21 protein-coding genes and 1 pseudogene are annotated in these 26,301 nt (G+C 52.2%); 8 read left to right on the top strand and 14 right to left on the bottom strand.

Annotation, left to right across the window (positions count from 1 at the left end):
* Positions 1 to 106: 106 nt before the first annotated feature.
* The 7 genes from rraA to priA form a co-directional block, all read right to left on the bottom strand.
* Positions 107 to 592: a ribonuclease E activity regulator RraA gene (rraA, locus tag EA14781_RS02960; RefSeq protein WP_000872904.1), complete on the bottom strand. Its 486-nt coding sequence runs from the start codon at positions 590 to 592 to the stop codon at positions 107 to 109.
* Between the two features lie 92 nt (positions 593 to 684).
* Complete coding sequence (gene menA, locus EA14781_RS02955; RefSeq protein WP_010342312.1) at positions 685 to 1,611, bottom strand: 1,4-dihydroxy-2-naphthoate polyprenyltransferase; 927 nt, start codon at positions 1,609 to 1,611, stop codon at positions 685 to 687.
* Positions 1,612 to 1,677: 66 nt separating this feature from the next.
* Entirely contained in the window at positions 1,678 to 3,009 is a 1,332-nt protein-coding gene (hslU, locus tag EA14781_RS02950) for an ATP-dependent protease ATPase subunit HslU (protein ID WP_001293346.1), read from the bottom strand.
* A 9-nt stretch (positions 3,010 to 3,018) separates the two neighbouring features.
* Positions 3,019 to 3,549: an ATP-dependent protease subunit HslV gene (gene hslV, locus EA14781_RS02945; RefSeq protein ID WP_000208242.1), complete on the bottom strand. Its 531-nt coding sequence runs from the start codon at positions 3,547 to 3,549 to the stop codon at positions 3,019 to 3,021.
* Between the two features lie 92 nt (positions 3,550 to 3,641).
* Entirely contained in the window at positions 3,642 to 4,604 is a 963-nt protein-coding gene (gene ftsN / locus EA14781_RS02940; RefSeq protein WP_000068855.1) for a cell division protein FtsN, read from the bottom strand.
* A 91-nt stretch (positions 4,605 to 4,695) separates the two neighbouring features.
* A complete protein-coding gene (gene cytR, locus EA14781_RS02935) occupies positions 4,696 to 5,721 on the bottom strand; it encodes a DNA-binding transcriptional regulator CytR (protein WP_000644889.1) in 1,026 nt (341 codons plus the stop codon).
* Positions 5,722 to 5,876: 155 nt separating this feature from the next.
* A complete protein-coding gene (gene priA, locus EA14781_RS02930; protein WP_002460635.1) occupies positions 5,877 to 8,075 on the bottom strand; it encodes a primosomal protein N' in 2,199 nt (732 codons plus the stop codon).
* Between the two features lie 202 nt (positions 8,076 to 8,277).
* Here priA and rpmE point away from each other — a divergent pair, with 202 nt between their 5' ends.
* On the top strand, positions 8,278 to 8,490 hold the full coding sequence (rpmE, locus tag EA14781_RS02925; RefSeq protein WP_000710772.1) for a 50S ribosomal protein L31: 213 nt from the start codon (positions 8,278 to 8,280) through the stop codon (positions 8,488 to 8,490).
* A 60-nt stretch (positions 8,491 to 8,550) separates the two neighbouring features.
* On the opposite strand, the pseudogene EA14781_RS02920 reads toward rpmE, so the two are convergent.
* Positions 8,551 to 9,159 (bottom strand): annotated as a pseudogene (locus EA14781_RS02920) (YiiX family permuted papain-like enzyme).
* 216 nt (positions 9,160 to 9,375) lie between these two features.
* Positions 9,376 to 9,693: a met regulon transcriptional regulator MetJ gene (gene metJ / locus EA14781_RS02915; RefSeq protein ID WP_000852809.1), complete on the bottom strand. Its 318-nt coding sequence runs from the start codon at positions 9,691 to 9,693 to the stop codon at positions 9,376 to 9,378.
* 276 nt (positions 9,694 to 9,969) lie between these two features.
* Between metJ and metB the strand changes: the two genes are divergently transcribed.
* Both metB and metL read left to right on the top strand, forming a co-directional pair.
* The gene (gene metB, locus EA14781_RS02910) at positions 9,970 to 11,130 is read left to right on the top strand and encodes a cystathionine gamma-synthase (RefSeq protein WP_002460642.1); all 1,161 of its coding nucleotides are present in this window, start codon (positions 9,970 to 9,972) and stop codon (positions 11,128 to 11,130) included.
* A gap of 2 nt (positions 11,131 to 11,132) precedes the next feature.
* On the top strand, positions 11,133 to 13,565 hold the full coding sequence (gene metL / locus EA14781_RS02905; protein WP_000110799.1) for a bifunctional aspartate kinase/homoserine dehydrogenase II: 2,433 nt from the start codon (positions 11,133 to 11,135) through the stop codon (positions 13,563 to 13,565).
* A 62-nt stretch (positions 13,566 to 13,627) separates the two neighbouring features.
* Here metL and EA14781_RS02900 read toward each other — a convergent pair whose 3' ends face one another.
* Entirely contained in the window at positions 13,628 to 14,602 is a 975-nt protein-coding gene (locus EA14781_RS02900; RefSeq protein ID WP_000281211.1) for a hypothetical protein, read from the bottom strand.
* A 351-nt stretch (positions 14,603 to 14,953) separates the two neighbouring features.
* Between EA14781_RS02900 and metF the strand changes: the two genes are divergently transcribed.
* From metF to yijE, 3 genes are all read left to right on the top strand, one after another.
* Positions 14,954 to 15,844: a methylenetetrahydrofolate reductase gene (metF, locus tag EA14781_RS02895; protein WP_000007528.1), complete on the top strand. Its 891-nt coding sequence runs from the start codon at positions 14,954 to 14,956 to the stop codon at positions 15,842 to 15,844.
* 340 nt (positions 15,845 to 16,184) lie between these two features.
* Positions 16,185 to 18,365 carry a catalase/peroxidase HPI gene (katG, locus tag EA14781_RS02890; protein ID WP_002460646.1) on the top strand — a complete coding sequence of 727 codons (2,181 nt, stop codon included), beginning with the start codon at positions 16,185 to 16,187 and terminating at the stop codon, positions 18,363 to 18,365.
* A gap of 92 nt (positions 18,366 to 18,457) precedes the next feature.
* Positions 18,458 to 19,363, top strand: coding sequence for a cystine transporter YijE (gene yijE, locus EA14781_RS02885; RefSeq protein ID WP_001271253.1), 906 nt, complete (start codon positions 18,458 to 18,460; stop codon positions 19,361 to 19,363).
* A gap of 26 nt (positions 19,364 to 19,389) precedes the next feature.
* Here yijE and EA14781_RS02880 read toward each other — a convergent pair whose 3' ends face one another.
* From EA14781_RS02880 to ptsP, 4 genes are all read right to left on the bottom strand, one after another.
* A complete protein-coding gene (locus EA14781_RS02880; protein ID WP_000868778.1) occupies positions 19,390 to 20,007 on the bottom strand; it encodes a DUF1287 domain-containing protein in 618 nt (205 codons plus the stop codon).
* Positions 20,008 to 20,281: 274 nt separating this feature from the next.
* On the bottom strand, positions 20,282 to 21,385 hold the full coding sequence (gldA, locus tag EA14781_RS02875) for a bifunctional L-1,2-propanediol dehydrogenase/glycerol dehydrogenase (RefSeq protein ID WP_000373981.1): 1,104 nt from the start codon (positions 21,383 to 21,385) through the stop codon (positions 20,282 to 20,284).
* 10 nt (positions 21,386 to 21,395) lie between these two features.
* Entirely contained in the window at positions 21,396 to 22,058 is a 663-nt protein-coding gene (fsa, locus tag EA14781_RS02870) for a fructose-6-phosphate aldolase (RefSeq protein WP_000424827.1), read from the bottom strand.
* Between the two features lie 11 nt (positions 22,059 to 22,069).
* Positions 22,070 to 24,571 (bottom strand): phosphoenolpyruvate--protein phosphotransferase, encoded by a 2,502-nt coding sequence (gene ptsP, locus EA14781_RS02865; protein ID WP_001185171.1) that lies wholly within the window; start codon positions 24,569 to 24,571, stop codon positions 22,070 to 22,072.
* A gap of 308 nt (positions 24,572 to 24,879) precedes the next feature.
* Between ptsP and EA14781_RS02860 the strand changes: the two genes are divergently transcribed.
* Together EA14781_RS02860 and EA14781_RS02855 are read left to right on the top strand one after the other, a co-directional pair.
* Positions 24,880 to 25,959 (top strand): PTS fructose transporter subunit EIIC, encoded by a 1,080-nt coding sequence (locus EA14781_RS02860; RefSeq protein WP_001004474.1) that lies wholly within the window; start codon positions 24,880 to 24,882, stop codon positions 25,957 to 25,959.
* 14 nt (positions 25,960 to 25,973) lie between these two features.
* Entirely contained in the window at positions 25,974 to 26,294 is a 321-nt protein-coding gene (locus EA14781_RS02855; protein ID WP_000161265.1) for a PTS fructose-like transporter subunit IIB, read from the top strand.
* Positions 26,295 to 26,301 lie beyond the last annotated feature (7 nt).

Genomic DNA, 26,301 nt, shown 5'->3' with positions numbered 1-26,301 from the left:
ATTGATGTTTAAAATGAATCGAACAAAGGAACATAATAGTTGTTATAAGTATTTAGTATATAAAAAAGGGGGAATTTAATTCCCCCTTTTAACGCATGGCAGAGAGTTATTCAATATCCAGCAGATCTTCGGAAAGAATAATTCCGGTATTGTCGGCATAGAGATGGTCGCCGGAGAAGAAAGTGACGCCGCCAAAGTTGACGCGGACATCGCTTTCGCCAACGCCTTCACCTGCGGCGCCGACCGGAATTGCGGCCATCGCCTGGATGCCGATGTCCAGCTCTTCCAGATCATCAACCTGACGTACCGCGCCGTAGATGACCATTCCTTCCCATTCATTTTGTACTGCCAGACGTGCCAGCTCAGCATCGACCAGTGCGCGACGAACAGAACCACCGCCATCGACGACGAGGACATGACCACGGCCATTCTGTTCGAGCAGATCGTACAGCAACCCGTTGTCCTCGAAACATTTTACCGTGATGATTTGTCCGCCAAACGACGCCCGTCCGCCAAAGTTGGAGAACAGCGGTTCCACGACGTTGACATCTTCCTGATAGATGTCACAAAGCTCGGAAGTATCGTATTTCATAGGCTTAACATTCAGTTGCTGCGAGAATTTTCAGTATATCGCGCTATGTGGGTTGTTGGCAAAATCATCAATTGTTAATTGATATTTGTCAGTTATGCTACCCACTGGCTTAAGAATATTCCCAAAACAAACAGCAAGTTAGTCAGTAACGCGCCTTTGACAGTGCGTTCCAGCATTGGGCGCATTGCCACCGGATTCATTTCACGCATCACATAGCGAGTTTGTTTCACCAGCAACGGCGCCGCCAGCAGGAACAGCCAACCCCACAGGCTATGCAGAGAAAAGAGATTAAACAGCGCCAGACAAACCAGAGAGCCCATCAACAGGCAGGCATGGTAACGTCGGGCGTTAATTTCACCTAAGCGTACTGCCAGCGTGTTTTTGCCGTTTTCACGGTCACTATTGATGTCGCGCAGGTTGTTAATGTTCAGTACTGCCGTGGCCAGCAGACCACAAGCCGTTGCCGGAAGGAAAAGCGCCGGAATCAGAGTATGGGCTTGTAAGTACCAGCTACCCATTACACTTAGCCAACCAAAAAATACCAGTACGGAAATATCACCTAAACCTATGTATCCGTAAGGACGATTGCCTACGGTATAGGTGATTGCGGCGATGATCGACAGTCCACCCAGAATCAGGAAGCCGACAAAATCGGTTAACGTGTGACATGCCACCACCACCAGCGCCAGCCCTGAGAGGCAGATCAGCGCCACGGTGATAATGAGCGCACGTTTCATTTGCTGTTGAGTAATGACGCCTTTTTGCATGCCGCGTAACGGCCCAATACGGTCAGGTTTGTCGCTGCCTTTAACGGCATCGCCGTAATCATTGGCGAGGTTAGAGAGAATTTGCAGCAATCCTGCGGTGATTAACGCCAGAAGAGCGACCAGCGGATCGAAGTGACCTTGCCACCATGCCAGTGTCGTCCCGACGATAATTGCAGCAAAGGCGAGAGGGAGGGTTTTAGGTCGTAAACTTTCCAGCCACGCCTGAGTTCGGCTAATTTGTTGTTCAGTCATATTACGCGCCAATAAAAATGGGGCCTTTCAGCCCCATCAAACAATGATGAAAATGATTGAACGCGATTATAGGATAAAACGGCTCAGATCTTCATCTGCCACCAACGCATCCAGATGTTTGCTCACATAATCTGCGTCAATAGTGATGGTTTGACCGCTTAAATCACTGGCGTCGTAGGAAATCTCTTCCATCAAACGCTCCAGAACGGTATGTAAACGACGTGCACCGATGTTTTCGGTGGATTCGTTCACCTGCCATGCGGCTTCGGCAATGCGCTTAATACCCGACTCAGTGAACTCGATGTTCACGCCTTCGGTCGCCATCAGCGCTTTGTACTGCACGGTGATGGACGCATTCGGCTCGGTCAGAATACGTTCGAAGTCGCTGGTGGTCAGTGCCTGCAATTCAACGCGGATCGGCAGACGACCTTGCAGTTCCGGGATCAGGTCAGACGGCTTCGCAATCTGGAATGCGCCAGAAGCGATAAACAGAATGTGGTCGGTTTTGACCATCCCGTGTTTGGTGGAAACGGTACAACCTTCTACCAGCGGTAGCAGGTCGCGCTGAACGCCTTCACGGGAAACATCCGGGCCGGAGGATTCGCCGCGCTTACAGATTTTGTCGATTTCGTCGATAAACACGATCCCGTGCTGCTCAACAGCGTCGATAGCATCTTGTTTCAGCTCTTCCGGGTTCACCAGTTTCGCTGCTTCTTCTTCAATCAGCAGCTTCATGGCGTCTTTGATTTTTAGCTTACGCGCTTTTTGCTTCTGACCGCCCAGGTTCTGGAACATGGACTGTAACTGGCTGGTCATCTCTTCCATTCCCGGAGGCGCCATAATTTCAACGCCCATCGGTGCGGCGGCAAGATCGATTTCGATTTCTTTGTCATCGAGCTGGCCTTCGCGCAGTTTTTTGCGGAATGCCTGACGGGCAGCGGAAGGTTCCTGCTGCTGTTCGGTCTGCCCCCAGTTATTTTTAGCTGGCGGGATCAGCACGTCGAGAATACGTTCTTCTGCCAGTTCTTCAGCGCGATAGCGGTTTTTCTCGATGGCTTGTACACGCACCATTTTCACTGCGGCGTCAGTCAGATCGCGGATAATAGAATCCACTTCCTTACCGACATAACCTACTTCGGTGAATTTGGTTGCTTCGACTTTGATGAATGGCGCATTAGCCAGTTTCGCCAGACGACGGGCGATTTCGGTTTTACCGACGCCGGTCGGGCCGATCATCAGGATATTTTTCGGGGTGACTTCATGGCGCAACTCTTCGTTGAGCTGCATGCGGCGCCAGCGGTTACGCAGTGCAATCGCCACAGAACGCTTGGCGTTGTCCTGGCCGATGATGTGCTTATCCAGTTCGCTGACGATTTCGCGTGGGGTCATTTCAGACATGGGAGATCCTTACGCTTTGTAGCTTAATTCTTCGATGGTGTGGAAATGGTTGGTATAGATGCAAATATCGCCTGCAATATCCAACGCCTTTTCAGCAATTTCACGAGCGCTAAGTTCTGTGTTTTCTAACAACGCACGCGCCGCAGCCTGGGCGTAAGGACCGCCGGAGCCGATAGCAATAAGATCGTTTTCTGGCTGCACTACGTCACCGTTACCGGTGATGATGAGCGAAGCGGTTTCGTCCGCGACCGCCAGTAATGCTTCAAGTTTGCGTAACATGCGATCGGTGCGCCAGTCTTTCGCCAGCTCAACGGCGGCTTTGACCAGATGGCCCTGATGCATTTCCAGCTTACGTTCAAACAGTTCGAACAACGTGAAGGCATCCGCCGTGCCGCCGGCAAAGCCTGCGATTACTTTATCGTTATACAGGCGGCGAACTTTTTTTACGTTGCCTTTCATTACGGTGTTACCCAGTGTGGCCTGACCATCACCGGCGATTACCACGTGGCCATTACGGCGTACGCTTACTATAGTTGTCACGAGCAGACCCCTTGGTTAGGAATACAGAATCCAAACCCCGCACAATAGTGCGGGGCATAATGAGAGTATAGATGGGGGAGATTTTGAGGGTTTCAACCCCCGGCGGCGAGCCGAATGCAGTTTGTATGACCCGCCATCTTCAAACGGTTGAGGGTGCTATCTGCGTTCTCTTTGCCTTTCACCGGGCCAATGACCACACGATTCCAGCCATTGTTGGTGGTAATTTTTGAATCAAAGCCTTCAAACGCTAGCTGAGCACGTACCGTCTCTGCCTGTTCTGCGCCTCTGAACGAACCGCACTGTACCATCCAGCGGCGTTCGTCTTTTTTCTCTGCCGTTGGTTTTGGCGCGTCCGCGGCGCGGGCAACAGGCGCAGCTTGCTGTTGTTTCGGCTGCGAGGCGGTGGTGTGCGCAGGCGTTTGCAGCAGATCTTGATACGGCTGCTGAGTGGAAGCCGGTTTAGATTGACGCGGTTGCGACTGTACCTGCGCGGTTTGCGATGTACGCGTCTGCTGCTGCCAGCTTTGCTCTGTCGTACGCGGCTGTTGGGCCAGACGTTGTTGTTCCGCAAACTGCTGCGTCTGACGCTGGCGTTGCAGCGTTTGCTGACGCTGTGCCGGCGTTTGTTCGTTCCACGGGACCTCAACCAACTGAGTCGGCTGCTGACGCATATCTGCCTGCATTTGCTCAAGAAGCTGGCGTTGTTCCGGGGTCAGTTGTTCCGGGTTTTTTACTTCTCCGCCTGCAGAAGGTTCCGTTGGCGCGCGTACACCAGGCTGGCGACTTTCCAGCTCTTTAATGTAGCGCCAGCGCTCTTCCGGCTTCGGCGGTAACCCGTTTCCGGTCACTTTCTGGCTTTGCAGCGTCTCGGACTCTTCTTTCTTGTGATGCGTAATGAAGTACAGACCACCGATAAAGGTCACAAGGACGGCGGCAGCAATAGCGACCATTGCGGGAGAAACCGCAGGCATGTTTCGTTGCTTTTTCCGTGAGGTGCTCTTTTTTCGCCGCGAAGGTGCCTGTTGGCTGCGGCGTACATAATCTCGTTGTGCCACTATCGTTTCGCTGTATTTATTCGTTCGTCAGCCCGCCATGTTACTTAAGCGGCGGGCCTTTGACCAGTCGCGTAGGCCTTAAAGGTTTACTTTAAGTTAACGCGCGTGTTGATCCCCGGATAATAAGTTCGCAGTCCATTAAACGTGATCCACTGCCGACTATTTGTCCTTGCATTTGATCAAGCAATAACAGCATAGCCTCCCGACCAATTTCATAACGTGGTTGCGCGATGGTTGTTAGCGGAGGATCGCTAAATTGCGTCAGGTCTATGTTATCGAAACCAATTATAGAAAGGTCTTCGGGGACTTTCAGCCCCTGACGCTTGGCCTGCGAAAGTGCGCCGAGTGCCATTACATCGCTATGACAGAAGACTGCGGTAGGCGGTTGTGGAAGGTCGAGTAATTGCTGCATAGCTTTGCTTCCGGCTTCGAAGGAGAAGTCACCCCGGGCAATATAATGCGGGTCAACCATAATGCCGCAACGCCGCAGCGCCTGAACGTAGCCTTGCAGGCGGTAATGACACAGCGGCATTTCTTCGGGACCAGCAATACAACCAATCCGTTTATGTCCCTGTTCATACAGATAATTTACTGCATTAAAAGCAGCGGTCAGATTGTCGATATGAACCGTAGGCAGTTCCAGCTCCGGTGCGAATTCGTTCGCCATCACCATCGGCGGCAGATTACGTTGTTCCTCAATGCTGGCATCAAACGGTAGCCTTGAACCCAGCAGCAACATGCCATCAATTTGCTTGGTGATGATCAAATCGATAAAGGTTTTTTCCTGCTGATTCTGATGGGCGCAGTCGCCAATCAGCACCAGATATCCATGGCTTGCCGCTGTGACTTCGATACCGCGAATAATTTCGCTAAAGAAGGGATCGCAGATATCCGGGACAATCACCAGAATGGTTCGGGATTCATTACGTTTGATGTTGCGCCCCATTGGCTGCGGAAAATAACCCACTTCCCGGGCCGCTTTTTCTACCCGATTACGGGTGGCCTGAGAGACTTTGTCGGGGTTCATTAACGCTCGGGAGACGGTGGCCGTTGAGACTTTTGCCTTCAGAGCAACATCTTTCATCGTCGCTGCAGTTTCCTGCTTCTTCGCTTTCACTCTCACTCCTCGCCTGGCATATCAGGCGCAGTACTTCCATGTTGCTTTCACATCGGCAACATTTTTAGCAGATAGCGCGTGAAAACGGTTACAGAATTTTCATGAAAAGTGTGATGAATATTAAATTTTTCGATCCGCCTCGCATCGTGAGCGATTTAACCCTCAATAGGATCGACATCCAGCACCCATTTCACTTTTCGTGAATCGGGTATTGTATTGATAAGCGCTAATGTGCCGTTGATGATGTGCTGCAAGCGCACGCGGGAAGGGTGCTGCAACAAGATTTGCCAGCGCCAGCGACCGCCTCGTTTAGGGGCCAGTGTCGGAACCGGACCGAGAACCCACAGTTTGTCATCCGCCAGCGGGCTGGAGAGGATCAGATTACGCAGTTGCTGCAAGAACAGCGGCGCGTGCTGATTGTTATGATCTTCCGCGCGTACAATCACATGGCTGGTCCACGGCGGTAGTTGCATCATCCGTCGCTCAGCAAGCGCCTGTTCAGCGAAAGCGTCGTAGCCTTTATACAGCAACGTTTGCAACAGAGGATGTTCAGGATGGTGTGTTTGCAGCACCACTTCACCCTGTTTACCCGCACGCCCGGCACGCCCGGCGACCTGAGTGTAAAGCTGGGCAAAACGTTCCGCCGAGCGGAAATCCGCAGAAAACAGCGCACCGTCCACGTCCAGTAATGCCACCAGCGTCACATCCGGGAAGTGGTGGCCTTTCGCCAACATTTGCGTGCCAATCAAAATCCGTGCACCACCGCGGTGTACTTCCGCCAGTTGCTGTTCCAGCGCGCCTTTGCGGCTGGTGGTGTCGCGGTCGATACGTGAAATGGGTACGCCAGGGAACAGTGGCGCTAACGTCTGTTCAAGTTGTTCGGTGCCCAGTCCCACCGGCACCAGATGCGTGGAGCCGCAGGAGGGGCACTGGCGCGGCACCGGACGCTGACTATCGCAATGATGACAGCGCAGATGCTGTTGTGCCTGATGCAACGTGTAGTAGTGATCGCAGCGCGGACATTCGGCAATCCAGCCACAATCATGGCACAGCAACGCAGGCGCAAAACCCCGACGATTAAGAAAAAGAATGACCTGATTGTCGGCTTGTAAATGTTGGCGCATACGGGTGATCAACGCCGGAGCCAGCCCCGCCTGTACCTTCTGACCTTTTAAATCCAGAACGTGTTGAATTGCCGGACGCGCATTCCCCGCCCGACGGGTCAGGCGCAGCAGACGGTATTTTTTCTGCTGTACATTACATAACGTTTCCAGTGCGGGCGTTGCGGAGCCAAGAATAATCGGGATTTGCTCGCTGTGCGCACGATACACCGCCAGGTCGCGGGCATGATAGCGCCAGCCTTCCTGTTGTTTGTAGGAACTGTCGTGCTCTTCATCGATAACAATCACGCCGAGATTTTTAAATGGCGTAAACAGCGCGGAGCGGGTGCCGATAACAATCGCCGCCTCGCCATTTTTCGCTTTCAGCCACGCCGAAAGGCGCTCGCTGTCGTTCAGGCCGGAATGCAGAACTTCTACTGGCGCATTAAACCGTTCACGAAAACGGGCGATAGTTTGCGGCGTCAGGCCGATTTCCGGCACCATCACCAGCGCCTGTTTGCCCTGAGCGAGCACATTTTCCAGGACGCTCAGATAAACCTCTGTTTTACCGGAGCCGGTAACGCCCGCCAGCAGCCAGGCAGAGAAGGTATCCGCCGTGCTATGGATGGCGCCAACGGCGGTGGCCTGTTCGGTATTCAATCGCAATCGCTCACCAGAAACGGCATAGTTTGTGCGCCAGTCGCTAAACTCTGGTGTTTCACTTGCTAAATCACACAGACCTTTTTTGCGCAGCGCCTGCAACGCGGCATCATTAAGTTCAAGTTCCGCAACCTGGTCGCGCCAGATTTTCCCTTGTCGCAATGCTGCCAGTGCCTGTTGCTGCTTTGGCGAGCGTTTCAGGCTGTTAATATCCACCGCCTGACCTTGTTCAGTAGCAAACCAGTACCACATCGGCGCGTTCGCCGCAGGCCGCCCCTGGCGCAATAAAATCGGCAAGGCATGAAACAATACATCGCCAATTGGATGATGATAGTAATCCGCAGCCCACATCAGTAATCGCCAGACGGAGTGAGTAAACACCGGTTCAACGTCCAGCACGTCTACCACCGCTTTCAGTTCATTGAGCGGCAACTCGCTGACATCGCTAACTGACACCACAATCCCGATGCGCGCCTGCTGTTTGCCAAACGGCACGCGTACGCGACACCCGGCTTTAACTGTCATGCCTTCTGGTAGCAGATAGTCAAAGGTACGAGGAAGCGGAACGGGCAAGGCAACGTGGGCAACGGGCATAGCATCATCCTGGCTTGAAATTCGGTGGAACAGTATACACATTGCCGCAGAGGAGTGCGGATCAGTTTGCATACGCTGGTTAATTTCTGTATGATTCGGCGCCTTTGATGCGAAATGATCGTGTCAAACTATACTTTAAACATCGCGTGGTGTCTGGCGTTAGGGCTGGAAGAGCGACGCGGCCTTAAACCGAGGTTTTCCCATGAAAAAAGATATTCACCCGAAATACGAAGAAATTACTGCAACCTGCTCTTGCGGTAATGTGATGAAAATCCGCTCCACCGTTGGTCATGACCTGAACCTCGACGTGTGCAGCAAGTGCCACCCGTTCTTCACTGGCAAACAGCGTGATGTTGCTACCGGTGGCCGTGTTGACCGCTTCAACAAGCGTTTCAACATCCCGGGCAGCAAATAAGACCGGATTTCCGAAAAAAGCGCCGTATGGCGCTTTTTTTGTGCCTGAAATTTCGTCATATCACCAGGAAAACAGCGGCCACTCTTTGGCGACTGTGGTGAGTTGTGGCGCATCGAAAACGGCCTGTGGCGAGACCACCGTTTCCTCAAGCGGAATATTTTTACCGTAGCGTTCTTTGAGTTTTGCCTGAACCTGCGGGTTGCTAAGGTTGAACTCTTTCAGCTTTTGCTGTTCGCCCACACGCATTCCCAGTGCATTCTGATAAACCTTCCACACCACTTCCGAACAGTACTGGCGATCGTCGCTCCACGAGAAACTGAAATCATAAGGTTTACCGAGATAACGTTTTGTCGTTTGCGCTAGTTTTTGCTGTTGTTCGGCATTTAGCCCGCCTTTAACGCGACGCACGATGTACTTGCTATCTTCACCGTGGGCGATCCACTGTTTCAGCGGGGTATATTTTACCGGGCCGACGGCTTCAAAGACGTAGGGCTGTTTGTTGCGTATCACCAGCATACCGGTGTGGCTGTAATCGGAATGGGTAGCCAGTTGGATCGCTTTACTTTGCGACGAGCGAGAAATTTGAAAGATGATGTCGCCGGTTTGCGGTTGCTAGGCAAGGGCTGGTGCGGAAACCAGCAGGCTGAGAATGAGTAGCCTGTATTTCATAGTTAAACGTCCATGTATAAAAAAGCGGTGGGTTAGAGCAGAGCCGCTGACAACGTGCTCGTTGTTTATGCCGGATGCGGCGTGAACGCCTTATCCGGGATACAAAATCAATAAATTCAACAGGTTTTGTAGGCCTGATAAGCGTAGCGCATCAGGCGATTTTGCCTTTGTCAGCAGATGCAGCGGCTGGTTAACCCCACGCCGCTCTTTTCAGCTTTAGTATTCCCACGTCTCCGGGTTAATCCCCATCTCACGCATGATCTCTTTTGCTGCTTCCGGGATTTCGTCGTTGCGCTCTTTACGCAGGTCGGCATCATCCGGCAGAGGTTGCCCGGTAAAGGCATGCAGAAACGCTTCACACAGCAGCTCGCTGTTGGTCGCGTGACGCAGGTTGTTCACCTGACGACGCGTGCGTTCATCGGTGAGGATTTTTAACACCTTCAGAGGAATGGAAACCGTAATTTTTTTGACTTGTTCACTCTTCTTGCCGTGCTCAGCGTATGGGCTGATATATTCGCCGCTCCATTCAGCCATGAGATACTTAATCCTCTTCGTCAATAAATTGAGACCAGACCACACAATTAATGTGGGTACTGACCATAAACCCGCATAGTTTACCGTACAGGCGCCACAGTGACATCGTGTAATGCACCTGTCGGCGTGATAATGCATATAATTTTAACGGCTATTTGGGATTTGCTCAATCTATACGCAAAGAAGTTTAGATGTCCAGATGTGTTGACGTCTATTTGCGCAGTGTTTACTCTGGTGGCTGACTTTTCACCGACAAAGCCCAGGGAACTTCATCACATGACGCGTAAACAGGCCACCATTGCAGTGCGTAGTGGGTTAAATGACGACGAGCAGTATGGTTGTGTTGTCCCGCCAATCCATCTTTCCAGCACCTATAACTTTACCGGATTTAATGAACCGCGCGTGCATGATTACTCGCGTCGCGGCAACCCGACGCGCGATGTGGTCCAGCGTGCGCTGGCAGAACTGGAAGGCGGAGCTGGCGCGGTGCTGACGAATACCGGCATGTCAGCCATTCACCTGGTGACCACTGTCTTTTTGAAGCCGGGCGATCTGCTGGTTGCGCCGCACGACTGCTATGGCGGCAGCTATCGCCTGTTTGACAGCCTGGCGAAGCGCGGGTGTTACCGTGTGTTGTTTGTTGATCAAAGTGATGAGCAGGCATTGCAGGCAGCACTGGCGGAAAAACCGAAACTGGTACTGGTAGAAAGCCCAAGTAATCCGTTGTTACGCGTCGTGGATATTGCGAAAATCTGTCATCTGGCAAGGGAAGTCGGGGCGGTGAGCGTGGTGGATAACACCTTCTTAAGCCCGGCATTACAAAATCCACTGGCATTGGGCGCCGATCTGGTGTTGCATTCATGCACTAAATATTTGAACGGTCACTCTGATGTAGTGGCTGGCGTGGTGATTGCCAAAGAGCCGGATGTGGTCGCCGAACTGGCTTGGTGGGCAAACAATATTGGCGTGACGGGCGGCGCGTTTGATAGCTATTTGCTGCTGCGTGGTCTACGAACGCTGGTGCCGCGTATGGAACTGGCCCAGCGTAATGCGCAGGCGATTGTGAACTATCTGCAAACCCAGTCGCTGGTGAAAAAACTGTATCATCCGTCGCTGCCGGAAAATCAGGGGCATGAAATTGCCGTGCGCCAGCAAAAAGGCTTTGGCGCAATGTTGAGTTTTGAACTGGATGGCGATGAGCAGACGCTGCGTCGTTTCCTGAGCGGGCTGTCGTTATTTACGCTGGCGGAATCATTAGGGGGAGTGGAAAGTTTAATCTCTCACGCCGCAACCATGACACATGCGGGCATGGCGCCAGAAGCGCGTGCTGCCGCCGGGATCTCCGAGACGCTACTGCGTATCTCCACCGGTATTGAAGATGGCGAAGATTTAATTGCCGACCTGGAAAATGGCTTCCGGGCTGCAAACAAGGGGTAAAAATGAGTGTGATTGCGCAGGCAGGGGCGAAAGGTCGTCAACTGCATAAATTTGGTGGCAGTAGTCTGGCTGATGTGAAGTGTTATTTACGCGTCGCGGGCATTATGGCGGAGTACTCTCAGCCCGACGATATGATGGTGGTTTCTGCCGCCGGTAGCACCACTAACCAGTTGATTAACTGGTTGAAACTCAGCCAGACCGATCGTCTCTCTGCGCATCAGGTTCAACAAACATTACGTCGTTATCAGTGCGATCTGATTAGCGGCCTGTTACCCGCCGAAGAAGCCGATAGCCTCATTAGCGCCTTTGTCAGCGATCTTGAGCGCCTGGCGGCGCTGCTCGACAGCGGTATCACTGACGCGGTATATGCAGAAGTGGTGGGGCACGGTGAAGTGTGGTCGGCGCGCCTGATGTCTGCGGTACTTAACCAACAAGGACTGCCTGCGACCTGGCTTGATGCCCGCGAATTTTTACGCGCTGAACGCGCCGCGCAACCACAGGTTGATGAAGGGCTTTCTTATCCGTTGCTGCAACAATTATTGGTGCAACATCCGGGCAAACGTCTGGTGGTGACCGGGTTTATCAGCCGCAACAATGCGGGGGAAACGGTGCTGCTGGGGCGCAACGGTTCCGACTATTCGGCAACGCAAATCGGTGCGCTGGCGGGCGTTTCCCGCGTAACCATCTGGAGCGATGTTGCCGGGGTATATAGTGCCGACCCGCGTAAAGTGAAAGATGCTTGCCTGCTGCCGTTGCTGCGTCTTGATGAAGCCAGCGAACTGGCGCGTCTGGCGGCCCCCGTTCTTCATGCCCGTACCTTACAGCCCGTTTCTGGCAGCGAAATCGATCTGCAACTGCGCTGTAGCTACACGCCGGATCAAGGCTCCACGCGCATTGAACGTGTGCTGGCCTCCGGTACTGGCGCGCGTATTGTTACCAGTCATGATGATGTCTGTTTGATTGAGTTTCAGGTGCCAGCCAGCCAGGATTTCAAACTGGCGCATAAAGAAATCGACCAGATCCTGAAACGCGCGCAGGTACGTCCACTGGCAGTGGGCGTACACAACGACCGCCAGTTGCTGCAATTTTGCTACACCTCAGAAGTCGCCGACAGTGCACTGAAAATCCTCGACGAAGCAGGATTACCTGGCGAACTGCGTTTGCGTCAGGGGCTGGCGTTGGTGGCGATGGTTGGGGCAGGGGTCACCCGTAATCCGCTGCATTGCCACCGTTTCTGGCAGCAACTGAAAGGTCAGCCGGTCGAATTTACCTGGCAGTCGGATGACGGTATCAGTCTGGTGGCGGTACTGCGCACCGGTCCGACCGCAAGTCTGATTCAGGGGCTACATCAGTCCGTCTTCCGCGCGGAAAAACGCATCGGTCTGGTGCTGTTCGGCAAAGGCAATATCGGTTCCCGCTGGCTGGAGCTGTTCGCTCGTGAACAGAGCACGCTCTCTGCGCGTACCGGATTTGAATTTGTGCTGGCAGGTGTGGTGGACAGCCGCCGTAGTCTGCTGAGCTATGAAGGACTGGACGCCAGCCGCGCGTTAGCCTTCTTCAATGATGAGGCTGTTGAGCAGGATGAAGAGTCACTGTTCCTGTGGATGTGTGCCCATCCGTATGATGATTTAGTGGTGCTGGATGTTACTGCCAGTCAGCAATTGGCAGATCAATACCTCGATTTCGCCAGCCACGGTTTCCACGTCATCAGTGCCAACAAGCTGGCGGGAGCGAGCGACAGCAACAAATATCGCCAGATCCACGACGCGTTCGAAAAAACCGGGCGTCACTGGTTGTATAACGCCACCGTCGGTGCAGGTTTACCGATCAACCACACCGTGCGCGATCTGATCGACAGTGGCGATACTATTTTGTCGATCAGCGGGATCTTCTCCGGCACGCTCTCCTGGCTGTTCCTGCAATTCGACGGCAGCGTACCGTTTACCGAACTGGTGGATCAGGCATGGCAGCAGGGCTTAACCGAGCCTGACCCGCGTGATGACCTTTCCGGCAAAGACGTGATGCGCAAGCTGGTGATTCTGGCGCGTGAAGCAGGTTACGATATCGAACCGGACCAGGTGCGCGTGGAGTCGCTTGTGCCAGCCCATTGCGAAGGCGGTAGCATCGATCACTTCTTTGAGAACGGCGATGAACTGAACGAGCAGATGGTGCAACGACTGGAAGCGGCCCGCGAAATGGGGCTGGTGCTGCGCTACGTGGCGCGTTTTGATGCCAACGGCAAAGCGCGTGTTGGTGTGGAAGCCGTGCGTGAAGACCATCCGCTGGCATCACTGCTGCCATGCGATAACGTCTTCGCCATCGAAAGCCGCTGGTATCGCGATAATCCGTTGGTGATCCGCGGACCTGGCGCAGGGCGCGACGTCACCGCCGGGGCGATTCAGTCGGATATTAATCGTCTGGCGCAGTTGCTTTAAAATCTTTAATAAGGAGTTAGCGGAAGTTAGCTCCTTATTTTATTTGTTTATTATGTTCCCATTTACAACCGAATTATCCGGCGATAAGACGTATAATTTCCGCCAATGTCGTTTATATAATCTAATTCATCTGTATGTTTGTTGTATCCTTTATAATACGTCGCTACCGGTAAGAAACCTAATGCAATATTGGCTCCCCCGCAGAGATTACATCCACCATCGCCACCTTTCAAAAGAGTATCTTTGTCATTAATGATTTCCTGAATATAGGGGTTGAACGCGATCTTCAATCCAAATTGATTCGGCCATTCTATATCCCAGGTTGTAGGTTCTTCTGATGTTATAAAAGGGATTTTCATTTTATAATCGAAGCTATTTCCCCAACGCCAGAGTGTTCTGGAGCCGCCTCCACATAAATATTCCCACTCATCTTCTCCAGGAAGATCAAAGCCTGATTTTTGTATTTCTTGAATCAACTCCTGATAACTGATTATTTCATAGATATGTACCAATAATCTTTCATCTTTATATTGTAATTTCAACGTGTCATTTAATTCGTGAATCCCAGGGTTAGTTTTCTTCATGTAATCAGATAGAAATTCTTGTAACATATGATTTTCTGTGATGCGAGAGTCAGTCAGAGAAACCTCTTTCCAGCTTAGTTTAGCGTGCACGTTTCTTTCAACGAGCATTGGAGAAATAATGACTTTTCTGACAGGTGTGCAAGAATCAGTGAGATAATTATTCAAATTTAATTTTTCTGGTTCGAACATCTCCTCAAATTCTTGTTTTGTTTGGTCATCCATATCATTAAGGCTGGCGTCCCAACCTAATATTGCTATATCTCCGGGGACAACAACAAACTCACTGCCATCTTTATACTTAAAAATACCCGTTTCAGTAGATTGCCCAAATGCGGAGAATGTCTCTATTCTGTCAAAAGTAAAGTCTGTTAGAGATGCCAGCTTTTGCAGTAATAAATTTTTCTTTTCATCTTTATTTAACTTATTGTACTGAGTTTGAGTATTAAGGTACATGGGTTATTCTTCCAGAAAATAGTTTGACGCTATCAAGCTATCATTATCCATATGAGAGTGACTATTGATATAATCTTAAAATCTCACGGTTTAACATACGTTGTGCCTATGAATAGGGGAGTAATTAGATAAATAATTATCTTAATAAAAGAACATATCCTGGCGTTTCTATTACGAGGGATTTTGGCCTGCATCCTGAATTTTTCTCATCTTCTCTGATTTTTCCTCACCATCATTGCCCATTTTTTGGTTGACGCTCCTCGGCTTTTCCTTCATCTTTACATCTGGACGTCTAAATGGATAGATGTTCGCAACACAACATATAACGACAAGCGATTGATGAGGTAAGGTATGAGCTTTTTTCACGCCAGCCAGCGGGATGCCCTGAATCAGAGCCTGGCAGAAGTCCAGGGACAGATTAACGTTTCGTTCGAGTTTTTCCCGCCGCGTACCAGTGAAATGGAGCAAACCCTGTGGAACTCCATCGATCGTCTTAGCAGTCTGAAGCCGAAGTTTGTATCGGTGACCTATGGCGCGAACTCCGGTGAACGTGACCGTACGCACAGTATTATTAAAGGTATTAAAGAGCGCACAGGTCTGGAAGCTGCGCCGCATCTCACCTGCATTGATGCGACGCCCGACGAGCTGCGCACCATCGCCCGTGACTACTGGAATAACGGCATTCGCCATATTGTGGCGCTGCGTGGCGACTTGCCGCCAGAAAGCGGTAAGCCAGAAATGTACGCCGCAGACCTGGTGACGCTGTTAAAAGAAGTGGCAGATTTCGATATCTCGGTGGCGGCGTATCCTGAAGTACATCCAGAGGCGAAAAGTGCTCAGGCGGATCTGCTCAATCTGAAGCGTAAAGTGGATGCCGGAGCTAACCGCGCTATCACCCAGTTCTTCTTTGATGTCGAGAGTTACCTGCGTTTTCGCGACCGTTGTGTCTCTGCGGGTATTGATGTGGAAATTATTCCGGGCATTTTGCCGGTTTCTAACTTTAAACAGGCGAAGAAGTTTGCCGATATGACCAACGTGCGCATTCCTGCGTGGATGGCGCAAATGTTTGATGGTCTGGATGACGACGCAGAAACCCGCAAGCTGGTGGGCGCGAATATTGCCATGGATATGGTGAAGATTTTAAGCCGTGAAGGAGTGAAAGATTTCCACTTCTATACGCTTAACCGTGCGGAAATGAGTTATGCGATTTGCCATACGCTGGGTGTGCGTCCGGGGGTATAGGTATTTTGGCTTTTGTAAAAATCACACTGCGATCACAAAATTTAAACAGAGCACAAATTAGCTCCTCGTATTGAGGACAGGAAATTCAAAATCATTGACCCGCTTTTCCTCCCGTTATCCTTGAAGGACAAGGGAGAATAAAGCGGGAAAATCCCTTTTTATAAAGCATTTGTCCGTATTCGGATATATTGCAAAAAACTTATTCACGATCAATTTGATCTACATCTCTTTAACTAATGGTATGTAAGATCCCAACTATCGCATCCGTGGATTAATTCAATTATAACTTCTCTCTAACGCTGTGTATCGTAACGGTAACACTGTAGAGGGGAGCACATTGATGAGTACGTCAGACGACATCCATAACACAACAGCCACTGGCAAATGCCCGTTCCATCAGGGCGGCCATGATCAGAGCGCAGGTGCGGGAACAACCACTCATGACTGGTGGCCAAAACAACTCCGTGTTGACCTGTTAAACCAACATTCAAACCGTTCTAACCCATTGGGCGAGGACTTTGACTACCGCAAAGAATTCAGCAAGTTAGATTACTATGGTCTGAAAAAAGATCTGAAAGCATTGCTGACAGAATCTCAACCGTGGTGGCCGGCAGACTGGGGCAGCTATGCGGGTCTGTTTATTCGTATGGCATGGCACGGCGCAGGTACTTACCGTTCCATCGACGGACGCGGCGGCGCCGGGCGTGGTCAGCAACGTTTTGCTCCGCTCAACTCCTGGCCTGATAACGTCAGCCTGGATAAAGCGCGTCGCCTGCTGTGGCCAATCAAACAGAAATATGGTCAGAAAATCTCCTGGGCCGACCTGTTTATCCTTGCGGGTAACGTCGCACTGGAAAACTCCGGTTTCCGTACCTTTGGTTTCGGTGCTGGTCGTGAAGATGTCTGGGAACCGGATCTCGATGTGAACTGGGGTGATGAAAAAACCTGGCTTGCTCACCGTAACCCGGAAGAACTGGCAAAACGCCCGTTAGCAGCAACTGAAATGGGGCTTATTTACGTCAACCCGGAAGGACCAAATGCCAGCGGCGAACCGCTTTCAGCGGCATCAGCTATTCGTGCAACCTTTGGCAACATGGGGATGGACGATGAAGAGACCGTGGCGCTGATCGCCGGTGGTCATACGCTGGGTAAAACTCACGGCGCAGGTCCGGCAACACACGTTGGCCCGGATCCAGAAGCTGCGCCGATTGAAAACCAGGGCTTAGGCTGGAAAAGTGATTTTGGCAGCGGCGTTGGCGCAGACGCCATCACCTCGGGTCTGGAAGTCGTCTGGACGCAAACGCCGACCCAGTGGAGCAACTATTTCTTCGAAAACTTGTTCAAGTATGAGTGGGTACAGACCCGCAGCCCGGCTGGCGCAATCCAGTTCGAAGCGGTAGACGCACCGGAAATCATCCCGGATCCGTTCGATCCGTCGAAGAAACGTAAACCGACAATGCTGGTAACCGACCTGACGCTGCGTTTTGATCCTGAGTTCGAGAAGATCTCTCGTCGCTTCCTTAATGATCCGCAAGCGTTTAACGAAGCCTTTGCCCGTGCGTGGTTCAAACTGACGCACAGAGATATGGGGCCGAAATCTCGTTACATCGGACCGGAAGTACCGAAAGAAGATCTGATCTGGCAGGATCCGCTGCCGCAGCCGACCTACAATCCGACCGAGCAAGACATTATCAATCTGAAATTCGCTATTGCGGATTCTGGTCTGTCGGTCAGTGAGCTGGTGTCGGTCGCCTGGGCGTCTGCTTCTACCTTCCGTGGTGGCGACAAACGCGGTGGCGCCAACGGTGCACGTCTGGCATTAGCGCCGCAGCGCGACTGGGATGTTAACGCCGCAGCGGTTCGTGCACTGCCAATTCTGGAGAAAATCCAGAAATCAACGAATACCGCTTCTCTGGCCGACGTTATCGTACTGGCAGGTGTGGTTGGCGTTGAGAAAGCGGCAAGTGCGGCAGGCGTCAGCATCCATGTGCCATTTACGCCGGGTCGTGTAGATGCACGCCAGGATCAAACTGATATTGAAATGTTTGAGTTGCTCAAACCTGTCGCTGATGGTTTCCGTAACTATCGTGCTGGTGCGAGTGAAGCTACAACAGAATCTTTGCTGATCGATAAAGCACAGCAACTGACGCTGACCGCGCCGGAAATGACCGCGCTGGTGGGCGGGATGCGCGTACTGGGCGCCAACTTCGATGGCAGCAAAAACGGCGTCTTCACTGACCGCGTGGGCGTATTGAGCAATGACTTCTTTGTGAACTTGCTGGATATGCGTTATGAGTGGAAAGCGACCGACGAATCGAAAGAGCTGTTCGAAGGCCGTGACCGTGAAACTGGCGAAGTGAAGTTCACTGCCAGCCGTGCGGATCTGGTCTTTGGTTCTAACTCCGTCCTGCGCGCTGTGGCAGAAGTTTACGCCAGCAGCGATGCCCACGAGAAGTTTGTGAAAGACTTCGTTGCGGCATGGGTGAAAGTGATGAACCTTGACCGTTTCGACCTGCTGTAATCTGATCTCCTTCAGCGACTGCTTGATGGCAGTCGCTGAAGTTTCTTTACCAGCGTATAGTGTCCGCAGGAAAACTACACACTGGATCTCTCATGTCTGCCGCAGGAAAGAGCAACCCACTGGCAATTAGTGGCCTGGTTGTGCTCACGCTTATCTGGAGTTATAGCTGGATTTTCATGAAGCAAGTCACCAGCTATATCGGTGCCTTTGACTTTACGGCCTTACGCTGCATTTTCGGCGCTCTCGTTCTATTCATCGTTCTTTTGTTACGTGGACGCGGAATGCGCCCAACACCATTTAAATACACCTTAGCCATTGCTCTGTTACAAACCTGTGGGATGGTTGGTCTGGCGCAATGGGCGCTGGTGAGCGGCGGAGCGGGGAAGGTGGCTATTCTTAGCTATACCATGCCGTTCTGGGTAGTGATTTTCGCGGCGTTGTTTCTCGGTGAACGACTGCGACGTGGGCAATATTTGGCGATTTTGATTGCTGCTGTTGGATTATTGCTGGTGTTACAACCGTGGCAACTTGATTTCTCTTCGATGAAAAGCGCTATCCTGGCGATCCTCTCCGGCGTCAGTTGGGGCGCGAGCGCCATTGTCGCGAAACGCCTTTACGCCCGCCATCCACGTGTGGATTTATTATCCTTAACCGCCTGGCAGATGCTTTATGCGGCACTGGTGATGAGCGTAGTGGCATTGATGGTGCCGCAACGTGAAATTGACTGGCAACCGACCGTATTCTGGGCGCTGGCTTACAGTGCGATTCTGGCGACGGCGCTGGCCTGGAGTTTATGGCTGTTTGTTTTGAAAAACTTACCTGCCAGTATCGCCAGCTTAAGTACGCTGGCGGTTCCCGTTTGCGGCGTGCTTTTTTCCTGGTGGCTGCTCGGCGAGAATCCCGGCACAGTTGAAGGCAGCGGTATTGTGCTGATTGTGTTGGCACTGGCGCTGGTGAGTCGGAAGAGAAAAGAATCCACCAACGTAAAAAGAATCTGAAGAGGCCATCCATTGGGTGCTATTGCTTAGCGAGCAAAATAGCGATAGTGCCCGACAATTCGCCAGCTAAACAGCACGTCTTCTTCTTGCGCGCCTGCACCAATGTTATGTATCACCAGCGGCGTGCCGTCACGGGCAAAACCATCTGAAATCACGCCAATGTGCGCCAGTCCGTTGTCTAATCGCCAGGAGACGATATCGCCTGGTTGATAGTCGCCGACATTTTTACTGATGGGGCGTGTTTTGTTGTGGCGGGTAAACCAGGTTTCCAGGTTAGGAACCCGACGGTGATCGATGTTGCTGTCCGGGCGCTTTAACTGCCACTTGTGCGGATAATCGGCAAAATTCTTTGCCATATCTTCATGAACCAGTTTCTGCAAATCCACCTTCTGGTTGCGTAGGGCGCGGATCACCACATCGGAACATACGCCGCGCTCCTGCGGGACATCACCGCCAGGATAGGTAAGCTGCACATATGTGGGGTCGTAAAATAGCGTGCTGCCAATTTGCTGTCTGGCACCGTCTGCGATGGCAAGGTTGGTGTTGGCCTGGATTTGTACCACCGCTGGTGGAACAGCGGGGGATTTTAAGGAGTGGCTGGTAAATGCCATCAGAAGGCTGACCAACGCCAGTGAAACTTTCATCTGTTTCGTCCGTGAAAATAATACTCACAGATTCGACCTTCCGGGCTAACGATTGTTCTGTAGATAAAATGTCCAGAAGCGGATAAAAAACTCCCGAACAACGTGGGCGTTTCAGATTACCTGGATAGGGTGCCAAATGCGGTGTGAACGCCTTATCTTGCCTACAAAAGCATGCAAATTCAATATATTGCAGAGATTACGTAGGCCTGATAAGCGTAGCGCATCAGGCAGTTTTGCGTTCAAACTCCCGGACAAGCCGGGAGTTTGGCGTAGGTTATTCCCACTCTTGCAGGAAACGTTGGCCGTACTGGTCAGCCACCAGCAATGCTGCATACACTTCATCTGGCGTTGCGCCGCCAGGCATGTTGTGGATAGTCTCACCTTCTGCGCATGCTGCTTCTGCCACAATCCGCATTTTCGCCGGGACGTTTTCTTTAATATCCAGTTGTGCCAGCGTAATAGGCAGGCCAACAGCGTGGCTAAGTGCAGCGACGGTTTCAATTTCTTCAACCGGCGCGTTTTCCAGAACCAGTTGCGTCAGCGTACCGAACGCCACTTTTTCACCGTGATAATAGTGATGTGCATCTGGAATTGCAGTCAGGCCATTGTGCACCGCGTGTGCCGCAGCCAGACCACCGCTTTCAAAGCCAACGCCGCTCAAATAGGTGTTGGCTTCAATCACGCGTTCCAGTGCAGGGGTTACCACATGCTGTTCGGCGGCGAGCATCGCTTTTTCGGCCTCTTCCAGCAGAGTGTTGTAGCATAGTTCAGCCAGTGCCAGCGCCGCCTGAGTACATTTACCGCCCGCCATGGTGGTTGCGCCGCTACGGGAACAGGCACGCGCTTCAAACCAGGTTGCCAGCGCGTCGCCAATACCCGCTGCTAACAGACGTGCAGGCGCGCCCGCGACGATTTTAGTATCGACAATAACCATATTCGGGTTGTTTGGCAGCATCAGATAGCGGTCAAACTCGCCTTCATCAGTGTAGATAACGGAAAGTGCGCTACAAGGCGCGTCGGTTGAAGCAATGGTCGGGGCAATGGCTACCGGAACGCCCATAAAGTGTGCCAGCGCTTTAGCGGTATCGAGGGTTTTACCGCCACCGATACCGAGAATGGCGCCACACTGAGCCGTTTCCGCGATGCCGCGCAGACGATCAATTTCATTTTGCGAACATTCGCCGCCAAACGGCGCGATTTCTACCGCCAGTCCGGCATCTTTAAAGCTTTTTTCAACGGTGAATTGAGCAAAACCTAACACGAATTTGTCACCCACCACTAACCAGCGTTCTGCCAGTGGTTTCAGGTATTCGCCCAGACGATTAATCACATCAGCGCCCTGGATATATTTACCTGGGGATTGAATAATGCGGTCCATAATTGCTCCTTTAAAGATGAGTTGTGCCAAATGCGGCATTCCAGTCGTGCTCGAACTTCTCTATCGCTGACTCTACCGCAGGGGGGTTGAGCATTTGTTGCGCTACATCTAAAGGCAGGGTGATGGATTCACATCCAGCCAGCAAACAATCCAGCGCCTGACGCGGCGTTTTAAAGCTAGCCGCCAGTACCATGCTTTCTGGCGCGTGCATTTCCAGTAATGCTTGCAGTTCTTGCACGGTGCGAATGCCGTCGCCGCCCTGAGCGTCTACGCGGTTAACATATGGAGCAACGTATTTGGCGCCTGCCAGCGCGGCCAGTAACCCCTGCGCGGCGCTATATACAGCGGTGCCAAGTGTAGTAATACCCTCTTTTTTCAGCATCTTAATGGCGGCCAGACCTTCGGAAGTCACCGGGATTTTTACCACAATACCCGGAATGGCGTCGCGCAGGCGCTTCGCTTCTTCCACCATGCCCTGTGCGTCGCGGCTCATGGTCTGAGCAAACAGAATGCCCTCATCACCGATCGCTTTTTGCAGGCGCGGCAGCACTTCCCAGATGGACTCCTTGCTGGCAGCGATAATGCTCGGGTTAGTTGTCATCCCGGCAATCGGGAATATACGTGCCAGACGTTCGACTTCTGCGACGTTAGCGGTGTCCAGATACAGTTCCATGATGTTTCCTTTTACAGTTCCAGTTCATGTTGCAGCAGGCTGGCGATAGCGTCGGCAGAGGCGGCGTTAACCAGCGCGTTACGGAATTCTTCGTGCATGATACGACGAGCGAGGCGCGAGAAAATGCGCATATGTTGATCGCCAGCGGCGTGTTTGTTCAGGGTTAACATAATGATGAATTGCGCTTCATCATCGCCCCAGCGCACTGGCGCTTGCAGACGTGCTACGCTGATGGTGGATTGCTCAATATGTTCCGATTTGCTGTGTGGAATGGCAAAACTAAAGCCCAGTCCGGTAGAGAAAACGGCCTCGCGCGCCCACAAGTCGGCTTCCAGTTTACGCGGATAGCGGCAGCGCCCTGCCAGCAGCAGGTTATCGGTCATGCCTTTGAGCACTTCTTCTTTGCTGCGCCAGTCGCTTTCCAGCGTGATGCACTCGGCAGTGACCAGCGGTGCGTCCTGTTGTGTCATGCGGAACTGCGCCAGCAGGTGTTCCACTTCCAGTGAAGTACGGCAGGCCATCGCCTGGTTGAGCAACTGGCGGCACTCGCTGCTATCAAGTTGCGCCATCCGCGCTTTCGCCGCCGGAATCGACGGCGCGCTCATGCTGAGTTCATCCAGACCTAAACCAATCAGCAGTGGCAGCACGGAACCCTTTGCTCCCAGTTCACCGCACAGGCCAATCCATTTGCCCTGGCGATGCACCGCCTGCACGGCGTAATCGAGCGCCCGTAAGAATGCTGGATTCAGGCTGTTGTAGTGACGAGTTACCTTAGCATTATCGCGATCTACTGCCAGCAGATATTGCGTCAGGTCGTTACTGCCGATACTAAAGAAATCAATCTCTTCACAGCACTGATCGATGATGAACATTACCGATGGCACTTCCAGCATGATGCCAAGAGGGATCTTCTCATCAAACGGAATGTGTTCATTGCGCAGCTGCTGTTTGGCTTCCGCCAGTTTCTCTTTCACCCATAAGATCTCTTCCATTGAGGAGATCATCGGGATCATGATCTTTAAGCTGCCGTGGGCAGATGCTCGCAGGATCGACCGTAATTGTGTGGTGAACAGCGACGCATATTCTTCATAAATACGTACTGCGCGATAACCGAGGAACGGGTTCGCTTCCGCAGGAATATTTAGATAATCAACAGGTTTGTCACCGCCAATGTCCATAGTGCGGACAATAATGCTGCGACCGTTGGCGGATTCCAGCGCCTGACAAAAAATGTTGTACAGCTCGCTCTCGCCAGGAGCGCTGGCGCGATCCATATAGAGCATTTCAGTACGGAACAAACCGACGCCTTCCGCACCATTGCCGAATGCGGCCTGCGCTTCCACGGAGTGAGCGATGTTCGCGGCAATTTCAATGCGGATACCGTCAGCGGTACGGGCTTGCTGGGTTAGCCAGACACGCTGTTGCTTACGCAGGGCGTCCTGCACGCGGGCTTCTTGCTGATAATAACGGGCTACCGCGTCTGTCGGTTCGACTACAATCGCCCCGGCGTTGCCGTCGATATAAATCGTTTGATGTTGCCACGGAGTAAGCGTGTCGATATCCACGCCAACCAGCGTCGGAATATTGAACGAACGGGCAAGGATCACTGTGTGTGAGGTAGTGCCGCCGCTTTTCAGCAACAGACCTTTCAGATGATTTTTATCCAGTTCGAGGAACTGGCTGGGAGTCAGCTCATCCGCCATACAAATGGCGGGTTGCGTCAGTTTTCCGGGGGCAGGGAAGCGTTGTTCGCCATAAATTTGCTGGAGTAACTGGAAGCAGACGTCGCGTACATCCAGTGCACGCTCTTGCAGGTAGCTGCTGCTGGAACGGGCAAACTCGTCACAAAAGTGATTCGCGCTGGCGATAATTGCTTCGGCACAGCTTAATCCGGCGCTGACGCCAGCCAGTAAGTGCTGACGTAAAGAGGTATCGCTCGCTAATGATCGGTGAGCTTCCAGAATCGCGCTGGTAGCACCGTCGCTATCCAGCAGACGGAACTCAATATTTTTCAGTACCAGTGTCAGGCCGTTTTCCAGCGCGGATTGCTCGGCGTCAACGCCTTCGGCAGCGGGAAGATTACCCAGCGCGTTGAGATCTAAAGAAGAGATCGGCGTCAGAATGCCGCCTGCACTGCCACTGCACACGGAGCGAGCGCGAATAATTCGCGGCTTCAGGTTAGTCAGTGAAATCGGTAGCGGCTCCAGCTCGTCAGATTTTACTTCCGCCAGCGGTGCATCGCAGTGGGGAAATTCATCGCGCAACCATTGGCTTAAACGCTGGTGTGCTGTTTGTTCGTCTGCCCCGGAAATCAGTAACTGACAGCTATCGCCCATCAGAGTATCGGTACCAATCAGCGCCAGAGCGCTTTTGGCGTTACCCTTGCGGTCAGTGCGTAGGTTGTGCCACTCAATCTGTGATGAAAAAGTATTACACAGCGTTTCAACGTGGCTTGCCGGGCGTGCATGTACGCCATTTGGCAGCTCACAAGTAAATTCCACAATCAGGGCCATTGCCTCTCTCCCATTACGCTTTTCTGCTTACAGGATAAGAGCGCTCGGCGACGGCCTGCCATGTGACAAATCTGCCAAAAACTGGACAAATGTAATGTAACCGTCAAAGTGAGACACGCCTCACAAGACGCGACGCCTCGTTTGAATTCCGAGTTAACGCAAGTTATGAGGCTGATCGCATTTTTGTACTGATATTACAAAAGTCCAGTAAATGGCCTTTTTATCCACTGTTTGCCCTGCTTGCGATTGCCTATTGTTTCTCCCATCAAAAATATGGACATGGGCTTTCGCAAGCCCGGGAGCAGCTTATGAATGAGTTGGTACAGATCCTGAAAAATACCCGTCAGCACTTAATGACGGGCGTTTCACACATGATTCCTTTCGTGGTATCGGGCGGTATTTTGCTGGCGGTTTCCGTCATGCTGTATGGCAAAGGCGCGGTACCGGATGCCGTAGCCGATCCGAATCTGAAAAAATTGTTTGATATTGGCGTGGCTGGTTTGACGCTGATGGTGCCTTTCCTTGCGGCTTACATCGGTTATTCCATTGCAGAGCGCTCTGCGCTGGCCCCGTGCGCCATCGGCGCCTGGGTGGGTAACAGCTTTGGCGCAGGCTTCTTCGGTGCGCTAATTGCCGGGATTATCGGCGGCATCGTCGTGCATTACCTGAAGAAAATTCCGGTGCATAAAGTTCTGCGCTCGGTGATGCCCATCTTCATTATTCCCATTGTCGGCACACTGATTACCGCAGGCGTCATGATGTGGGGGCTTGGCGAGCCGGTAGGGGCATTGACCAGCAGCCTGACCCAGTGGCTACAGGGGATGCAGCAAGGCAGCGTGGTGATGTTGGCGGTGATCATGGGCCTGATGCTGGCCTTCGATATGGGCGGCCCGGTCAACAAAGTGGCCTATGCGTTCATGCTGATTTGCGTCGCTCAGGGTGTTTATACCGTGGTGGCCATTGCTGCTGTAGGGATTTGTGTTCCGCCGCTGGGCATGGGGCTGGCGACGTTGATTGGGCGCAAAAATTTCTCTTCTGAAGAGCGTGAAGCAGGTAAAGCGGCGCTGGTGATGGGCTGTGTTGGCGTCACCGAAGGGGCGATACCTTTTGCTGCTGCCGATCCGTTGCGTGTTATTCCTTCCATCATGATCGGTTCTGTGTGTGGAGCGGTTACCGCAGCGCTGGTGGGGGCGCAGTGTTATGCCGGTTGGGGGGGCCTGATTGTGTTGCCAGTGGTTGAAGGCAAGCTGGGTTACATCGCGGCTGTCGCAGTTGGCGCCGTTGTAACCGCGGTTTGCGTAAACGTGCTGAAAAGTCTGGCGCGTAAAAATGGGTCTTCAATTGATGAAAAAGAAGACGACCTGGATCTGGATTTTGAAATTAATTAATTGAGGAACGAGCCATGACGAAAATTATTGCAGTAACCGCGTGTCCTTCCGGTGTTGCCCATACTTATATGGCGGCGGAAGCGCTGGAAAGCGCCGCGAAAGCCAAAGGCTGGGAAGTGAAAGTAGAAACTCAGGGGTCGATTGGTCTGGAAAATGAGCTGACTGCGGAAGACGTGGCGAGCGCCGATATGGTGATTCTGACTAAGGATATCGGCATTAAGTTTGAAGAGCGTTTTGCCGGAAAAACCATCGTGCGCGTCAACATCAGCGACGCAGTAAAACGCGCTGACGCCATCATGAGCAAAATTGAAGCTCACCTGGCACAAACCGCTTAAGTTCTTA

It is taken from the genome of Escherichia albertii NBRC 107761 = DSM 17582 (assembly GCF_000759775.1).
In the GTDB taxonomy this organism is placed as follows: Bacteria; Pseudomonadota; Gammaproteobacteria; order Enterobacterales; family Enterobacteriaceae; genus Escherichia; species Escherichia albertii.
Note: the sequence above shows the minus strand (reverse complement) of the source record. Positions and strands in the feature narration are given on the sequence as shown.